The organism is Pseudomonas typographi (assembly GCF_014694385.1).
In the GTDB taxonomy this organism is placed as follows: domain Bacteria; phylum Pseudomonadota; class Gammaproteobacteria; order Pseudomonadales; family Pseudomonadaceae; genus Aquipseudomonas; species Aquipseudomonas typographi.
In genome coordinates, this window is record NZ_JAAOCA010000014.1 from 19,451 (window position 1) to 35,668 (window position 16,218).

Sequence of the window (16,218 nt, forward strand, 5' to 3'; positions counted from 1 at the left end):
CAGCCGCTGGACCGCGAACTGTACGCCATTCATCTTCGGTGGGCCACTATACTACCGCGCATTGACTCCCCGGCCGGCCCTCTTCGCTCAACGACCTCACCGCTATCAGCTCGACGCCACTGCCGTACCCGCGCTCGTCACGGGCCAAAGTGCCTGCCACGAACGGCAGGTATACGGTAAACATCAACAGCCCCGTGGGCAGCGAGGCGCTGGCCATGCGGCCCACACCCAACTGCGCTACCGCGTCGGCCGCAAGCGGCCCCGCCATTTGGATAACGCCCAGTGCGCTGCTGCGCAGGGCGCCGTTGGTTAACGTGCCGTCGAGCACCCGGTTGGGCGTGAGCTTTTCGAATGCAGGGCTAATCCGCAACGGCCCGCTGGCGCCATTGGCGGTAATCAGCACGAAGTCGTCCACGGACGCATGCACGGCAGTGAATGCTGCCGGCAAGGCGACCTGCACCCAGGGGGCTGGAGAGCCAAGCCCGGACAAAACCCAGCCTTGCAGTTCGTTCACCGCCACCCCAGTCAGGGCGAAGGAACCTGCCGCCATCACGGTGGGTATTGGCTGGAGGTCGGCACCGTTACTTTTGAGCGGTATGAACTTACTAATGCCGTCGCGCAGCATGGAATACAAGGCGCTGGCCAGCGTGCTTGCCACGAAGTCGCGCGGATTGGCAAGGGCCAAGACAGTGCCGGCGCTGGACGCGCTCAACGCCATCATCGCCAGCCGGCCAGCACAACTGGCGCCCGTGGCGCGCTTCTGGATCACATCCCGGAGAAACCCGACGGCGTTCAGTGCGGTGGGAACCAGCAGCAGCCATTGGCTGGCTAATCGAGCGTTGGCATCTTCGCCTTCGGCATCACCGACCACCCCGGCCAGCACACCGCGAATGTAGCCCTCGAACGCTGCCGTACAACCGGCGATGATGCCGGTACGCAACGCCACGCTGGCGAGGTTATGCAAGGGGCCGGTTATCACCTGGGCGCTATTGACCGCCTTGGTTAAACGGCCCCATACGCTCTGTAGCGGCGAAGCGTTTTGATACATGTTGTAAAGTGCGGTAACGGGGTATGAGGCGGATACTGCAGGCATGGCACGTGACCTTTATTATGCCGAGTCACCAGCCACTGTCTTCTTCCAGTTCGGCTTGTGCCTCGGGGCTGAATACATCTTGCATAAACTGCTGGATAAGCGCATTGGAGGCAAAGGCAGAGGCAAAGGTATCTGACAGTACCTTGTATTCAGGCCGCCCTTCCTCGCCGCGGCTTTTCATGCTCGCCAGCATCTTCTGCAATATGCCCATTTGCCCCTGCGCGGTTTTATACAAAAGCGCTCCATCCCCGTTGGCATATTGTTTCAAAAAGTTTAAAACGGCGGTGCGCCCTTCTGGTGCCCGCTCCAACAACTGCGAATAGATAGCCTCCAGCTCCGGGTCTGGCCCTGGCAAGGGCACCGTAGCGCCCACACGCGTGTCGAGGTCGGTGACGGTGCCCGCGTTGGCCTGGCTGGCACGTGTGGGGCTGCGGTCAATGCTCGGGATCATGTTCAGGCTCCAAAATGGGTGTGAGTTCATCCAGCAAACGGCCAAACCACGCTTGCACCTGTTCGCGCACCTCGGCATCCAAGGCGCGCGCCCCAGTGCCCGAGCGGCCGAGCTGGCGTACCCATTGCAGGGCTTCCCGTTCGGCAGTGGCGGGTACGTCCAGTTCCAGCACCTGGTCGCCCAAGCGGAACAAGAACCGTTCTTGATCGTGATAGTGCACCTGCAGCGGCCCTTGCCAATGCTGGTTTAGGCGCTCACGTAACGCTACATGGCTGGCTTGGCACGCCCGTGGCAACCACAGCCCCAGGCATTGGCCGGGCGAAGCCTCGCGCTCGGCCAGCCAATGTTCGGCCAAGCAACTTACCCACTGCTCACTGAGCAAGCATTGGCCAAGCCGCGCTTGCAAGGCATTGGCGGCCTCTTGGCGCATGCGCTGCGCCTAGCCTTGTTCACCGAGCAGCCACTGGGCCACATCGGCAGCGGCGTGGGTGATGCCTTGCACATAGCCTTCGCGGTACGCCGCCAGGCGCAGCGCTTGCGCCTCCTGCTGGGCCTGCTCTACCAGTTGCCGCGCCCGGCGCTGCGCTTCGGCCTGCAGCCGCCGTTGCTGCTGGGCACTGGCAAGCGCCTGGGCACTGATGAGCAATGGCTCCTCGCCGGCATCAGCCAGCGTTTTGAGAGAATCGAGCATAATTCACCGCTTGAACGAGTAATCGAAAATCGGCGGGCAGCGCCGGCAAGGTCAGTGCCAAGGCTTCGGCGGCCGGGCTGAACTGCAGCGGCAGGCGTTGGCGCAACGCAACCGGCAGCCCGCCGGCGGCACCTTGCAGGCAGCGCAGGCCGGTGGCTTCCAGGCGAAGCGGCAACGGCACCGCCGGCGCTATGCCGCTAGGGGCCCGCGCACCCAGGGCGAACGTGGCGAAGCGCCGCTGCGCCGGGCTCAGCCCCTGCAGGGCGGCCCCCCAGGCCAACTGCGGCCACAGCAGGTACGCCGCTACCCAGTGCGCTGCGCTCGGCAAGCATCGCCAGTGTTGCACCCACCACCGACATTCAGGTTGGCAGGCCCACTGCCCCTGCCCTGGCGCCAACCCCAGCGCCTCGACCAGCACCGGGCCCAGCGCGGTACGCAGGTGGGGAGTGTCCAGGTCCCGCGGCACGCTTAATCGTGCCGGGTGCAGATAGGCCAAAGGCTGCTCGATAACCTGGCGCCAGGCATCAGCGTGGCTTGGCATACTCAGCCACCTTCTGCTGGATACGCTCACGTTGCCACCATGCGGCGGCGCCGAAAACCAGCAGCACCAGCACAGCGGCCAAGCCGAGTAACAAAGGCCACGGGCTTGCGCTGGCAGCGGTTACCGGGCCGGCATGCTGGGTCAAGGTACGCTTGTTCAACACCACGGAAATGTTGTCGTACTCGACCCCGGCAAAACTGTTGCGCAAAAACCTTTTGATATCGTTCACCAGGGCCTGGGGATCGACGTCACGCTCATACACCGCCAATGCCGACAGGTGCATCGGGGCAGCCTTGCGCCCGCCTTCGCCGGTGTCCAGGTCATAGCTGACGTGCACACGCGCGGCGGTAATGCTATCCAGGGTGTTCAACGATTGTTCCAGGCGTTGCTCCAGCGCTGAGAACAACCGGGCCTTTTCCGCGCGCGGAGACGCGACCAGCGCATCGGAAGGGAACAGGTCGGCCACCTCCGTGCGTGGGCGCGACGGCAATGCATAGGCGTTGATCAGGTCTACCGCCGCCGCGAAGTCGGCCTGGCCTACTTGCACCGAGTAGCCGAGCTTGCCGTTTTCGCGTTTGTTCGCCGCGATGTTGTTGCGCTGCAGTACCGAAACCACTTCGTTGGCCTGCATTTGGTCCAGGCCCTGTAACAATTCGGGTTGGCGGCAACCAGCCAACGCCAGCAACGCCACCACCAATAGGGCGAATGTTTTCATGAGGCACGCAACAAGGTTTCTACCGTACCCACCGCTTTGCGAACCAGGGCGTTGAGCAACGTGACATCGACGTTGTACTGCGCCAACTGGGTTTGCAACTTGGCCAGCACTTCCGGGTGGGTAATATCGGGGCTGTCGATGATTGCCTGGATCGCCGCTTCGGCCTGGCGGGTTTCGACACCGGCCGAGGCATAAGCGCCCAGCAGGCGGTCCTCAAGGGACACGGGGGTGGCCATCGAGTCGTTGGAAAGCGCCGCGATTTGGGTGCCGGCTGCGCCAACATCCGAGATAGCGAGGATTGACATGGAACCTTCCTGTAAAAAAAGAATGGCGCACGGCAGGGCCGGCGCCATGGGGGGGTCAGCGAGCGGCCTGAATAATCGTGGAGTCGATTTCCTTGAAGCCCTTGATGGTGTTGGTCGCTGCGTTGCGGAACACGTTGTACGAGGAGAACGCCGCTTGATAGGCGGCCAGCAGGCCCGGGTTGGAGGGGTCGCTGTGCAGCTCGTTCAAGGCATCATCGAGCACTGTCTTGAGTTCTTGGGCGCCTTGTTCGAAGCCATTGGCCTGCTGGCCGAGAAAATCGTTTGCGAAGCGGACCGGAACGGATACGTTTGCCATGAGTACTACTCCTCATTGTGGCTTGGGGAAATACCAGGACGATGGGGTGAGTTTGATGTACCCCTGGGGGCCGTACTGGAAGGATTTGTCTTTGAGCCAGTCATCCTTGAGCTCTACCGCAAAGTGCACGTAGCGGTCGCCCCACGCCCGATAGAACTCGTTGACGTAGTCGCGCACCGCGATCAATTCGGTATCGGCCAAGTTGCCTTGCACCCGGAAGGTCACCGATTCGGTTTTGTCATCGCGCTCGTAGGGCACCGCCAGGCGCGCCAGGCCACGCTCGGCCGCCGCCACCAATGCCGTGTCGTCGTATTGGCGCAGGTTTACGTCCGCGGCGTAGGGCGCGGCGTCACGCAACAGGCTGTGCAGCGCTTGTTGGAACTGGGGCGTCAACAGGTTGCGCTGCTGGCTCAGCCACAGCTCGGGCTTGCGCACATCGCTCAAGTCGATGCGGTGATAGGCCAGGTTCGGGTAGCGGTCGGCCAATAGCGCCTGCAGCCGGCTGCGTTCATCTTGCAGCGACAACACCGGCGTGGCGCCCTGCCCTTGGCGGGTCAGCACCTGGCGCGCCCAGCGTGCCTCGCGCTCTTGCTCGGCAAACACGTACACTTGGCCGCGCGGGCCACGCACCACCTCTAGGGGCGTAGGCGCGCCGGCGACCAACTGCTCCACATCCGCCACCGGGTTACTGCGCAGTGCCCACGCGCCGATACCCAGCGCCACGGCCAGCAGCAGCGCGCCACTCACGGGCAGCCAGGCCAGCGGCTTTGCCACACGGCGCCCCGCCGGCAGCGGCGCATGGCTGGCGGGCGCATCGAGCACGCCCTCGGCCCACGGCTCACCTTCCGGGCGCAGGGCGATACGCAACGCGCCGACCTGTTCGGCCACCTGGAAGGCCAATGCGCGCTCTTGCCCGCCCTGTTCGCCCAGCACGCGCAGCAAGCAGCCGTCCCGGCTATTGGCGCGTAGCAGCACCTCAAAATTACAACCGCCCCGCTCCAACGGAATGTAGATCGCCTCAGCCGGTACACTGGCCGGTGCATCGGCCTGGCAGAACGTCTCGGCGGGGCCCACCACGAACAAGGTCGCCGGCTGCGAGAGCAAAAATTCGCCACCTTGCAGCGGCCCATTGAGAACGCGCAATACGCACGCCTGTGTGTCTGAAACCTGCATGTTTCACTCGCTCATGCGTTAAAGCGGAGGCACCGGGAGCGCCTTTGATTGCGACCATGATATTGAGCAGCCAATGGCCAATCCTGATCGAATTATCGGGTCGCGGCGCTCAACGCCGGGCGCTGTTCGAGCAATGCCTGGTAGCGCTGCCATACCTTGCGCGCATAACGCCGCCGGGCGGCCTCACGGCCGGCGCCGCCACCTGCGTTGTAGGCGCCTACGGCTGTCCAGTTGTAGCCGTAACGTTGGATGAAACCACGCAAAATGCCCGCCCCCACCTCAACCGCCAGGCAACTGTCGCTGAGCAGGCGCGCTTCGGTAATGCCCTGGCGCGCCAAGCGCGGGAAGTGGTAGCTGTTGATCTGCATCAGCCCCACGTCACGCGAGCCGTCGGCGTTGACGTTCACCGCGTTCGCACGCATGGCGGACTCGACCTCGGCGATGGCCTGCAGCAGCGCCGGGTCGATGGCATGGCGCTGGCCAGCGGTATCGAAACACATCGCCACCACCGGGCCGGCCGCCAGTAGCAGCACGGCCAGTAACCAGCGTTTCATGCGCTAGCCTTGGCCGCCAGCACGCCCAGGTTGCGCAAACGCGGGTCGTCAAGGCGTGCACGCTGCCAAGGTTGTGCACGGCGGGTGAACGCCCGCCACTCAGCGATAATCGCCCCATCGCCATTGAGCTCGCGGCGTACCGCCAATTCCTCGGCTGACACCGGCCAGCCTGCTTGGGCCTCTTGCCAGCTGGCCAAACGCTGGCGTGCGGCGGCCCGGTCGTGGCACGCCAACACGTAGGCTTGCCATAGCCCCAGTTCGCCCGCCAATGGCGCATCACAACCCAGGTTGCGCAAGCATTGCCAAGCGGCCCGCGGCCTACCCTGCCAAGCCAGCACCATGGCGTACCAGCAGGCCATTACCGGTTGCACCTCGCCCACCGCCTTGCGCGCACGCTGGGCCGTGTCCAACGCCACCTCCGGTGTGTACGCGAACGCCACCCGGCAACGCAATAACCAAGCCGCCACAGACTGTGGCGCCAGCCGCAGGGCCTCATCGAGCAGCACCGCCGCCGCCCCATACTGGCGGTTGCACCATTGCAACCAGGCCCGGTAAAACAGCGCATCGGCCTGCGAGGTACAGGGCAACCCGGCCGCGGCGCGTTCCAGGCTGTGCGCGGCAGCCACGCTGCCTTGCGCCCCCGCCACGAATGCCAGGCGCACCAGCGCGTCGCCGTAGTCGGGTTGCGCCTCCAAGGCCTTACCCAAAGCCTCGTCGATCTGCACCACCAGCGTTTCGTGTTCGCATAAGGCCAACGACGCCTGGGCCAGCAACGCTTCGGCCAGGCCACACCAGGCCTGTGCGTTCTGGCCATTTTCGGCTACCAGCCGCCGCTGCTGTTCGGCGGCCTGGGCTAACCCGGCCGGTGTGTAGTCCGCAGGCTTCAGGCAAAAGCTTCGCGGTAACAAGCGACTGGACAATACCGAAGGTTGCACCTCATGGTGCTTGACCTCGCAGGTTAGCCGGTAACCTTTTCCGTAAACGGTGGCGATGTATTTCTTGTAACGCCCAAATGCCCTGCGCAATGAGTAAATACACCGCGTGAGTGAGTCCTCGCCCACTTCCATACCGGGCCAGGCATGGTTTAATAACGCATCTTTCATTACCACTGCGCCGCCGGCGCTTAACAAGGCCTCCAACAGTTTGAGTTCTTTGGGGGGCAAATGCATACGTTCACCTTCTACCCATAGCGTTCCGTCGCTTTGTAATTCCAGCGCGCCAAATTCATAGCGCCGCTGGATAAAAAAACCAGCAACACCAGCCATGAGTGCCATTGCTCCTTTGCCAAATGTAATGGGAGTTTGGAAATACGGAAACGGGCGAAGACTATAAAGAATCACCCATCGAATCGTTATCAGAAACCTCCTAAACGCTACCCGGTGCGCTGCACTCAGCGAGCCGCTAAGCCAACACCGGGTTACGATGGGCCGCGCCCATCAGCCATACCCCTCAGCGAGCTGCAGGTGTACACGCCGCCGACCCAGGGAAGGGGCGAAGCGGGCATTATCGAAAAAAAGGCGGGGCAAACAACAATGGCATTACGCCACCTAAGAAAAGCCTTACACCGGAAATTGGCACAGGGCCTTGAACGTCTGAAGGGCAGGCATTGAAACTTTTTTGGCGAACGGGAAATATCTTTCACCGTTCTGAATCGTCTTGAACACTTTTTAGCTGCCGAAGGACCAGACGGGGCTTAGTTCCTGAACGGCCACCGTGTAGAAACCCGGCTAAAAAAAGACGCAACAGGCTTAACACCGATTGCGCCACAGGTTGAACCCGCCCGGCTCAGCGGGCGGGCACCGCGAAGGCTTGGCAGAGCATCTGATACACGTCACCAGCGGTGCGCAGGCGCCCCACCAGGTGGGTGTCCAATTCACAACGGTACTGCTCGCTGAGCAAGACGCACAACTCCAACAGCTCAGACGAGTCGGCGCCAAGGTCGTAGACCAGGCGGGTGCTAGCGGCTACCGTATCGAGCGGTACGCGGAAATGGCCAGCAATGATGGCATACACAGCTGGCTCCGCCGGGCAGCTATCCGAAAGGTATTCAATGGCCATACTCGATGGGAGCCCCTTATACATAAAAGCGGCATTGACTGCCCGCCACTGGATCAAGCGCTCTCAGTTGGCACCAAGTTTAATTCAACACTACTGCCTTGCCTTTGAGGATTGCTATGACCCGATCTTTTTACCGAGGCAGGCGAGTCCTGTGATGTGCCATCTGAGTTGGCATCGGCAAAGCTTGTGTTTACTTTATAATGATGCATATACAACTTACTGGAAACCGTCGCATGAACTTTTTTATGTTTCCCAATAAACGATGGATCCTTTCCAGTGGGGTCGGTTCCGATCCGCTGGGCGGACGCTAAGCTACCATGGTGAGTAGATTGAAATGTGGAATGTGTGCTATAGATTCTGGGGAGCTCATTAACTTCATAGCGAAACTTTCCATCCAGATTTTTAGTGGCATTAGGTGGGGTGGGATTGGGCTTATCTTGTGGACGCTCCAGCACTATGGCGGGTTCCGGATCTGGTGAACTCTCCAGCACTATGGTGCTAACTATGGGGCTAACCGGACCTGGTGGACTCTCCAGCACTATGGGGCTAACTATGGGGCTAACCGGACCTGGTGGACTCTCCAGCACTATGGGGCTAACCAGACCAGCCGGACCTTGTGGGCCCTGCGGCCCTGCCTCGCCAACCAAACCTTGTGGGCCCGGCGGCCCTGCATGGCCGCCCTTGGAATTCCCAAAATTCTTAAACGTAGGGTTGACGGTAACAGTGATACCCCTGCCTGGGTATTTAGCACGGTCGTCCCCCTTGGTATCGACACTTCCGCGCGTCCCGGAATCTGCGACAGGCTTGGTAAAAGGTTGCTCCAGTAGTTTATAAAGCTGACGTTCAAAAATGCTGAAGTTATCACCCTGCTCACTCAGCAACCCCCGCTGCCATAAGTTCATGGCATCAATCGAACCGTTACCAAAAAGGTAACTCGTTTTAAGGTCTTGGATGGTGGGGGCAGGCTGCCTGTCAAGTAACTGTGCCACATTTTGGTCGGCCACCGTCTTAGCCAAATACTCCCCTGCTTTTTTGCGATCTACAGGGGCGCACTTTTGAAAGGCCTCGACCAATTCCCTTCGAAGTCGCTCCGCGGCGCGGCCTCCACCGTGACCATCACGGCCCAGTGCAGTGTCTCTTCCTGCTTTTACGTCTTCGAGCAGGCGCTGGATCTGCTCTTGACGATCGACACCGCCCGCCTTGATAACCAGGCTGTTCAGCACGCCAAACACCGCTACGTGGCGTTGCGCCGATTGATTGGCGTCGATATCCCGCAGGCCACTCAACTGCCCCAGAAACGCGGCATGGTTCACGCTTGCCTTGCCCTTTAAGCCGGCAAGGTAATCCAGGCAGCAATCGTCTAACCTGACGGCGCTATTGCCAGCCGAGTTTAACCCTGCAAAGCAGTTCACCGCGTGATCTATGGGTAATGTCGGCCTTGAACCACGAACATCATTCAATGGAGTTGATACATTCGGCATATTCCCGTCCTCAATTCAAATAGCCTTTAAGCATCTCAGCGAATTGGCTCAACTGCTGCGACAAAATTTTAACGAAGTTGTCATAATAGGCATTGGCGTTGGAATATTTATTCGTAGCGATCTGCAGATAATTCTTGATCGCGCTGTCATGGGAGTAAAACCCGGTTTGATAGGCCTGAAATTCCGCTGCAGTGAGGTAGATATTCCCGTTATGATTCCCCTCCTCCAAGTTTCCGGTTAGCGCCTTAATGGCCTTGAGCGGGCTCAGGTCGAAGGTCACGTAGAACTTCCCGCCCCCGGCGTCTACCAGGCAATCGGCTGGCAACCCCATCGCTTTCAGCCATTTTTCGGCATCTTCGCGGCTGTTGCTTTCGTACAGCACGCTTTCGGGGGGCGTCCCATATTTAGTTATAAGTTTTTCGACGGCTTCGAGGATTCCGTAGACACCGGGGTCATCGGGCTTGCCTACTTTCAGGATAATCCGGCCATTGGGCTCGCTCACGACCCAGTCCTTTAATTTGGAGATGAGCTCCGCATTGATTTCCTCATAAAAGTCGGTGTACTTCTGAACGAGATTTTCGTAAATCTCCAGGTATTCAGCACCGATCAAGTCGATCAAATCTCGAAGGCTGCCAAAAAAGTCATCGGGGTCGGGTGCCGAGTTCACGTTGAGCAGCCTATCCTCCAGCCCCGAAGGTAAGCCGGCGCTGGCGGCGGCCCCGCGGCCCAGTAGCTGCCTTGCTTCGGTTGACAGGCTGGCCAGCACGGTGTCGGCAAAGCTGCGCAACCCATGGCTGCGTTGCTCGAATTTAGGGCGGTTCTCCGCTAGGCCGGCGCGCGTATCAGCGATATAGCGCTTGTTGCGTTCCGTCTGCGTTTTAATACGCTCTTGCGCGCGGCTATACTCGCCTGCCGCGCTGCCTCCGTTATTCTCGACCCCCTCTTTGGTAAAGCCGGCGGGTGGTTCGGGCAATGGCGCCAATGTTATCCGTTTGGCGTTATCCAGGATGCGGCCCAGTTGCCGCTCCAGAGGGCTTTGCGGCGCCCCCTGCGCGCTGGCTTCAACGCTGGCATGCGGTATCGCAGCTTCGGCGAGTTTCTCGACGGGTTCCGGGGTAACGTTACGCACGGCGACCGGTCGGCTTAGCGATATGTCAGGCATCGGGGTTTACCTCATGCGCGCTGGCTAGCGATGGAATTCATCACCGCGAGGGTGTTTTGTTCAGCGGTCTGCACGGTGCGTACCGCGTCCTTGAACGCCTCTTGGGCTTTGTCTGCTTCGCTGCCGGCTTCCCGGGCCGAGTCATTAAGCGCATTCTGGTCGGCTTTGCGCTTTTCCACCTCGCCCTGATGTTGGGCGGCAACCGGCTGCTGAGTGGCGCCGCCCAGGGCGGCGAGGGGCATGGCCAACCCTCCCACGACCTGACCTTGCGCGCTCTTCTGGGCAATTTGAATAGCGTAGCGCTGCGAGTTCAGGTCTAGGTTTGCCCCGTTATCCGACAGCGCTCGCGACGTTTGCGAGAGCTGCGTGCGGTTTGCCGCATCCACATTGCTGCCATCCACGATATCTCGATGGGCCCTCGCCGCCTCACGCTCGCGTTGGGCCGGTATGCGGTTGTGTTTCAAATCTTTATGCGATAGCTGGCTGGACCGGCTGTGCAGCGCCAGCGAGCCGGAGGCCAGGCCTACGGCGAATACCGCGGTGACGATCGCGCCGACATAATTCGCCTGCGCAGCGGAAACACCGCTTTTGGCCGCGCTATGGGCCATCTCCTTGGCCAGAATTGCCAGTTGGCCATTGAGTTGGCGCATGGTTTGTATCATCGATTGCATCGCTTGCATGATGCCGTACAGCACCTCGATATTCTGGCCAAACTTCGAGGGGTCGAACTTCATGTCGACAGCGCTTTTCAACGCTTCGTCTTTTGCACGCTCGACCTCCTCGGCCAGCGTTTTCTGCTCAGCTTCAGGCAACTGGGCAATGGCCTGCTTGAGCGCTTCCACGGTGTCGCGCATGCGTTCCAATGCCGTGGCGCCCTCGCCTGCCGCCGGGGTGCCCGGTTGCAGGGCGGCGGTTTCAGGCGCGGGCTGTTGCGCCGTGCGGATGCTAGCTGGGGGCGCTGTGGCCACATCGGCCCAAGGGGCGGCCACCGAAGGCGCGCTCAACAGTTGGCTGGCGACGGGCACCGCCTGGGCATCCACCGCCTTGCGTGGCGTTTCGTGTTGGTGGCTTCGCTCGCGAGCTTTGTCGCTCCGCTCGCCGGCTTCGCCCGCTGCGGGGGCATCGGGAAAGTGCGCCAGGTCGATCGACATCGAATTGATAGAAAAAGTCATGGTCGTGGTCCTTATAGAAGTGAGTTAAAGAGCTCGGCTATTGGCGACGTTTCTCGCCATCTGCACGCTGGTGCCCTGGGTATGGGCCAATTGCGATGACATGCTATTCATCACGTCTCGCATCGTCTCGACCGACTGGCTGTTGTTTTCCACCGCATCTTTGAGTGCCCGCTGAACGGTCTTGCTAGCCTGTTCCAGCTCCAGGATCCGGCCCGTCGCCTCGCTCCCACCAACTTGGTGTTGCGCCGCGCGGCCGTCCATACCGCCCTTTGCAGCGGTGCCCCCGACCTGGGTCACGGAGAGCGCCGTTTGGGCGTCTTGCAGCATGGTTTTGCCGGCCGGCCCGCTCACATTAGCGGCGACCTTTTGCATCATCGGCCGCAACAGCGTTTGCAATTGGCGCACCAGCGCTTGCTGGCCGAGCTTGCTGGTGGCCCCTTGCAGCATCTGGCCCATGATCGAGTTCATCAATTTGTCGACGAGCTTGCTGGTGACATCACCGACCTTGGCCATAACCTTTTGCGCAATGGCGGAGCCGGCCCCGGCGCTGAGCAAGCTGACTGCGGCCATCACCGCCGCCGCCAGGGCCACACTGACCGCCACGGACGCTACCAACATCGCCGTGCTGGCATCCACGCCCATGTCTTGGAGCAGGCCTGAAACCGCCTTCATCAAGCCTTCGAGCACCGGGCCCAAGGCCTGCATCAAACCATCTGTCACCGGTTTGAGGGCTTTATCGAGCAGCGGCGTGGCAGCGGCCAACACAGCCACGAAGGCGCCAGCGGCCAAGCCTCCGGTGGCAAGCGTAGCCACCACGCCCGCCACCGCCGTGACCGCCATCACCACCTTGCCGATGCAATTAGCGGCCTTGGCGGCCTTGGCGGCTTTTTCCATTTCCTTGGCGTACTCTTCGGCCTTACGGTTCATTTCAGCTTGGCGCGCAGCCTGAAGTTCCTTGAACAACGCGACGTCACTTTCGAGTTTTTTGTCTTGGGTTTCGCCCATTAGCTCCGAAAAGCGCAACATTAAGGCGACCAGCCTGGCACCGGCGCTGATCTCTTTTTTGGCGGTGCCTTCCAACTCGCTTGACCAACGCCCCGAACCCGCGGCCTCCAACGCCTGTTTGGCGATTTCGTCTGCTGCCACGGCGGCCTTGCCCGCCACGTCAGTGGCAGCACGGTGTTCCAGCTTGGCTTGCTCGGCGCCCTTTTGTATCGCCAGCAGTTGTTGTTGCTGGCGCTCAAGTGCGGCCTGAGCGGCCTTGTACTCCGGGGTGCCCGGCTCCAGCCCCTCGAGCTGGGCACGCGCCGCGGCCACGTCGTTCTGCGCCTGGGCCAGGCGCTCACGGGCGGCCTCGAGCTTGGCTTCGGTCTGCTGCGCGCCGTCGAGGGCGGCTTCCAATGCCTTGACGGCCTCGGCGTAACGCTCGGCGTGCTGGCGAGCCGCTTCGGTGGCCGATTGGCTCATTTTTTTCAGTATCTCCAAGCGGGCACTGGCGCTGCCTTCGGATACCTCGCCAAGCAGGGCGATCAGCTTGAGCATCAGCTTTTCGAAACCCTGCCGGACCCGCTCCGTTGCCCGTGGCAGCACGTGCGATGGCGGCGGCAATTCAGGGCTGCCCGGGGGCAGACCTTCAGCCTGGCCCGCGAACTGGCTGTTTTGTATGCCAGCCAACAGCGTGGTGTCGGCCATCTGTTGCAATTGGGGTGTATAGGTCGCCTTGCGCGCCGCCTGTTCCAATGCTGGGCGATCGCCCGCGCTGGCGGCTGTAGGGCCAACGGGCCTGGCGGTATTGATGGTTGTGAGCATACAGGTTAATCCTCCGAATGATCGGCTTCGATTTCTTCCAGCGCCTTGAGATACCCCAGCGCCTGGTCGCGCAGCGCCCCTTCAGGTAGGCCGTCGCGGCAGTATTCGAAGCACAATTTGGCTTTACCGAGCCGGCCCAGCGCCAAGTGGCATTGGCCGGTGTAGAACATCGGCCGGTAGTCGTCGCGGCCTTGGGTGAAGGCCACCACATAAAGGTCGATGGCGTTCTGGTGCTCGCCTTTGAGTTGCTTGACCGCCGCGAGGCCGAACCAGTAGTCCGGGTTGCGCATGTCGTAGATGCACAAGAAGTGAAAAAAACGCTCCGCTTCGTTCAATTGCCCCCGCTGGTAAAAGCGATGGGCGTGTGCGTACATCTCGTCCATATCGCCCTGGCTCAGGCCTACCACCGCACTCATGGGTTCCCCGCGCATCAGCGCCAGGACCATCTCGGCGGTCACATCGACCAGTTCATCGGTAGTGCTTTCGTTCATTGCTGTGCATTCCTGAAAACGGCGGGCCAGCTCGGCTGACCCAATGATTAAACCAACGTGGCCGCCGCGCTCACCGCAACGAAACGCTCATATGGCGACGGATGAGCGTTTCGCACCGGCGGCCGGCTAGTGCATGCCGGCCTGTTCAACTTCGGCCACCCAGGCCAGCAGGCGCACCACCGCTTCGATTTCGCTCAATTGCACGAAGCTGTAGCGTGGGTGGGTTTTGAACAGGCGCCGCGCCAGCGCGATGTCGTTGACCACCGGTACGCCTACCTGCTTGGCGTAGGCACGCACGGCCAGGGCGCGTTGGTTGGTTTCGATCAACGAAATGAACGGCATCACGGTCACCTCCGGGCGAAAGTAAATACCCACGGCAATGTGCGTGGGGTTGGCGACGATCACCCGGGAATTGCGGATATCGGATTTAACCTGTTCACTGAGCAACTCCATGTGCAGATCGCGCCGGCGCGACGTCGTCTCTGGGCTGCCTTCTTGCTCTTTGTATTCGCGCTTGACTGCGTGTTTGTCCATTTTCTGGTCTTTGATGAACAGCCAATATTCGGCCAGCGCATCGAGCACCACGATCAGCGCGATGCACGCCAGGAACACCCACACCACGGTTTGCAGCAGCGTGCCCCAAATCGGAAACAAGCTACTTATGCGGGTGTGCACTTGGCCGAACAACAACCCACGCTGGGTGCCCCATAGCACCCAAAAGGCCACGGCGAAACAACACAGGTACAACAGCGCCTTGACCGTGTCCTTCACCGTGCGCAGGCTGAACAGCCTTTTGAAACCGTTGACCGGGTTGATCGCGTTGAGGTTGAGCTTGAACGCTTCGGTGGCCAAACGCAGGCCAGTCTGGATTAGCGTGGGGATCGCCGCCGCGATGAAACACACCACCACCAACGGTAGGATCAACCGCAGCAGCAAGGTGCCGAGCTGGCGCAAGTAATCGGCCATCGGTGCGCTGAAGCCACCGGCAATGGCACGTTTGTATACCTCCATCACTTCCAGCAGCGCGCCATCGTGGGCAATGTACAGCACCCCCACGCCCATCAGGCAGGTGGTGGTCATGTCCCGTGCCTTGAAGGTCTGGCCCTTCTTGGCCGCGTCCCGCAGCTTCTTGGGGGTGGGTTTTTCGGTTTTACTGGCTGCCGACATTCAATCGCCCTCCGGGCCGGCCAGCCATTGTGGCAGGGCCCACGCGCGTTGGCCCATGCGCAGCACCTCTTCGGGGATGTACGCACCCAGGTACAGCAACAGCACCACGAAGGCGATCGCGCTCTTGATGGTCAACGACACCGAAAACGCGTTCATCTGCGGCGCGAAGCGCGCCAGCAAGCCCAGCAGCGCCTCGCTGAGCAGCAGCATCGCCACCACCGGCGCGCTCACCAAGATGGTCTTGACCACCAGTGCATCGAGCATGTCGATCACTGCGCTTAACTGAAAGTCACAACCTTCGTCTGGCGTGCACAGGCGGTAACTGTGGGCCAGGGTTTCCAGCACCAACAACATGCCGCCGCCTTGCAGGTACAGCGCCGCGGCCATCAGTTGCAAGAAGTTGGCAAGCTCGGAGGTATCGTTGCCGTTGGCCGGGTCTACGGTATTGCTCAGCATCGCGCCGCGTTGGTTGTCGATCAGGTTGCCCACCGCATGCATCACCCAGAACGGCCAGCCGAGCAAGCAGGCGATGGCCAGCCCCACCGCGCCTTCGCGCAGCACCGCGAGCAGGTACCCTAGGCTGTTCAAGGCCGGCAGGTCGGCACCGGTGTAGGGCCATAGGGCCATGCCGACCAGCATGATGACCACCGTACGCGGCGCCCCGGTGAGCACACCGCCGTTGAGAAACGGCAACATGAAGAACACCGGCGCCAGCCGAGCCATGCACAGCAGTGCGCCGGCCAACCAGGCGTGCAAGTCGAAAAACAGGCTGACATTCATCGCATCAGCCCAGCGCCAGGCTTAGCATGTCTCGGCTGAACTGCAGCAAGGTTTGCCCGTACCAGCCCGAGAGCAAGAACAAGCAGATGCCAACCGCCAACAGCTTGAAGCCGAACGGCAAAGTTTGCTCCTGCAACTGCGTAACGGTTTGCACCAGGCCCACCAGCAGGCCGACCACCGTGGCGACGATGATCGGCCAGGCCACCAGCAGCAAAATCAGGTAAAGCGTTTTGTTACCGGCGAAGACGATATCGTTCAT

The 16,218-nt window shown here is 61.1% G+C and carries 20 protein-coding genes; all 20 read right to left on the reverse strand.

Features of this window, described 5'->3' with window-relative positions; genetic code table 11:
• Positions 1 to 46: 46 nt before the first annotated feature.
• The 20 genes from HAQ05_RS12420 to HAQ05_RS12515 all read right to left on the reverse strand — a co-directional run bounded on the left by HAQ05_RS12420 (position 47) and on the right by HAQ05_RS12515 (position 16,218).
• Positions 47 to 1,093, reverse strand: a complete 1,047-nt coding sequence (locus HAQ05_RS12420) for a hypothetical protein (RefSeq protein WP_190420959.1) — start codon at positions 1,091 to 1,093, stop codon at positions 47 to 49.
• Positions 1,094 to 1,118: 25 nt separating this feature from the next.
• Positions 1,119 to 1,544: a hypothetical protein gene (locus HAQ05_RS12425; RefSeq protein ID WP_190420961.1), complete on the reverse strand. Its 426-nt coding sequence runs from the start codon at positions 1,542 to 1,544 to the stop codon at positions 1,119 to 1,121.
• Entirely contained in the window at positions 1,528 to 1,974 is a 447-nt protein-coding gene (locus HAQ05_RS12430) for a hypothetical protein (RefSeq protein ID WP_190420963.1), read from the reverse strand. The genes HAQ05_RS12425 and HAQ05_RS12430 overlap by 17 nt, the downstream gene beginning before the upstream one ends.
• Positions 1,975 to 1,983: 9 nt before the next feature.
• Positions 1,984 to 2,235, reverse strand: coding sequence for a hypothetical protein (locus HAQ05_RS12435; protein WP_190420964.1), 252 nt, complete (start codon positions 2,233 to 2,235; stop codon positions 1,984 to 1,986).
• The gene (locus HAQ05_RS12440; protein WP_190420967.1) at positions 2,207 to 2,776 is read right to left on the reverse strand and encodes a hypothetical protein; all 570 of its coding nucleotides are present in this window, start codon (positions 2,774 to 2,776) and stop codon (positions 2,207 to 2,209) included. Before HAQ05_RS12440 ends, HAQ05_RS12435 begins: the two co-directional genes overlap by 29 nt.
• Positions 2,760 to 3,491: an EscJ/YscJ/HrcJ family type III secretion inner membrane ring protein gene (locus tag HAQ05_RS12445; RefSeq protein ID WP_190420968.1), complete on the reverse strand. Its 732-nt coding sequence runs from the start codon at positions 3,489 to 3,491 to the stop codon at positions 2,760 to 2,762. The genes HAQ05_RS12440 and HAQ05_RS12445 overlap by 17 nt, the downstream gene beginning before the upstream one ends.
• Entirely contained in the window at positions 3,488 to 3,796 is a 309-nt protein-coding gene (gene sctI / locus HAQ05_RS12450; RefSeq protein WP_190420970.1) for a type III secretion system inner rod subunit SctI, read from the reverse strand. Before sctI ends, HAQ05_RS12445 begins: the two co-directional genes overlap by 4 nt.
• A 55-nt stretch (positions 3,797 to 3,851) precedes the next feature.
• Positions 3,852 to 4,112, reverse strand: a complete 261-nt coding sequence (gene sctF, locus HAQ05_RS12455) for a type III secretion system needle filament subunit SctF (RefSeq protein ID WP_190420978.1) — start codon at positions 4,110 to 4,112, stop codon at positions 3,852 to 3,854.
• A gap of 12 nt (positions 4,113 to 4,124) precedes the next feature.
• Entirely contained in the window at positions 4,125 to 5,285 is a 1,161-nt protein-coding gene (locus HAQ05_RS12460; protein WP_190420980.1) for a PrgH/EprH family type III secretion apparatus protein, read from the reverse strand.
• 92 nt (positions 5,286 to 5,377) lie between these two features.
• A complete protein-coding gene (locus HAQ05_RS12465) occupies positions 5,378 to 5,839 on the reverse strand; it encodes a lytic transglycosylase domain-containing protein (protein WP_190420982.1) in 462 nt (153 codons plus the stop codon).
• Positions 5,836 to 7,104, reverse strand: coding sequence for a winged helix-turn-helix domain-containing protein (locus tag HAQ05_RS12470; RefSeq protein ID WP_190420986.1), 1,269 nt, complete (start codon positions 7,102 to 7,104; stop codon positions 5,836 to 5,838). Before HAQ05_RS12470 ends, HAQ05_RS12465 begins: the two co-directional genes overlap by 4 nt.
• 520 nt (positions 7,105 to 7,624) lie before the next feature.
• Complete coding sequence (locus tag HAQ05_RS12475) at positions 7,625 to 7,852, reverse strand: phosphopantetheine-binding protein (RefSeq protein WP_190420988.1); 228 nt, start codon at positions 7,850 to 7,852, stop codon at positions 7,625 to 7,627.
• Between the two features lie 98 nt (positions 7,853 to 7,950).
• Positions 7,951 to 9,378: a collagen-like domain-containing protein gene (locus tag HAQ05_RS12480; protein WP_190420990.1), complete on the reverse strand. Its 1,428-nt coding sequence runs from the start codon at positions 9,376 to 9,378 to the stop codon at positions 7,951 to 7,953.
• Between the two features lie 10 nt (positions 9,379 to 9,388).
• A complete protein-coding gene (locus HAQ05_RS12485; RefSeq protein WP_190421000.1) occupies positions 9,389 to 10,540 on the reverse strand; it encodes an IpaD/SipD/SspD family type III secretion system needle tip protein in 1,152 nt (383 codons plus the stop codon).
• An 11-nt stretch (positions 10,541 to 10,551) separates the two neighbouring features.
• Entirely contained in the window at positions 10,552 to 11,712 is a 1,161-nt protein-coding gene (locus HAQ05_RS12490; RefSeq protein WP_190421002.1) for a hypothetical protein, read from the reverse strand.
• Positions 11,713 to 11,736: 24 nt separating this feature from the next.
• Positions 11,737 to 13,521, reverse strand: a complete 1,785-nt coding sequence (gene sctE / locus HAQ05_RS12495) for a type III secretion system translocon subunit SseC family protein (protein ID WP_190421010.1) — start codon at positions 13,519 to 13,521, stop codon at positions 11,737 to 11,739.
• Between the two features lie 5 nt (positions 13,522 to 13,526).
• Positions 13,527 to 14,012, reverse strand: a complete 486-nt coding sequence (locus HAQ05_RS12500; RefSeq protein ID WP_190421019.1) for a SycD/LcrH family type III secretion system chaperone — start codon at positions 14,010 to 14,012, stop codon at positions 13,527 to 13,529.
• Between the two features lie 126 nt (positions 14,013 to 14,138).
• Complete coding sequence (locus HAQ05_RS12505; protein ID WP_190421022.1) at positions 14,139 to 15,179, reverse strand: EscU/YscU/HrcU family type III secretion system export apparatus switch protein; 1,041 nt, start codon at positions 15,177 to 15,179, stop codon at positions 14,139 to 14,141.
• Complete coding sequence (gene sctT, locus HAQ05_RS12510) at positions 15,180 to 15,959, reverse strand: type III secretion system export apparatus subunit SctT (RefSeq protein WP_190421024.1); 780 nt, start codon at positions 15,957 to 15,959, stop codon at positions 15,180 to 15,182.
• A gap of 4 nt (positions 15,960 to 15,963) precedes the next feature.
• On the reverse strand, positions 15,964 to 16,218 hold the full coding sequence (locus tag HAQ05_RS12515; RefSeq protein WP_190421026.1) for an EscS/YscS/HrcS family type III secretion system export apparatus protein: 255 nt from the start codon (positions 16,216 to 16,218) through the stop codon (positions 15,964 to 15,966).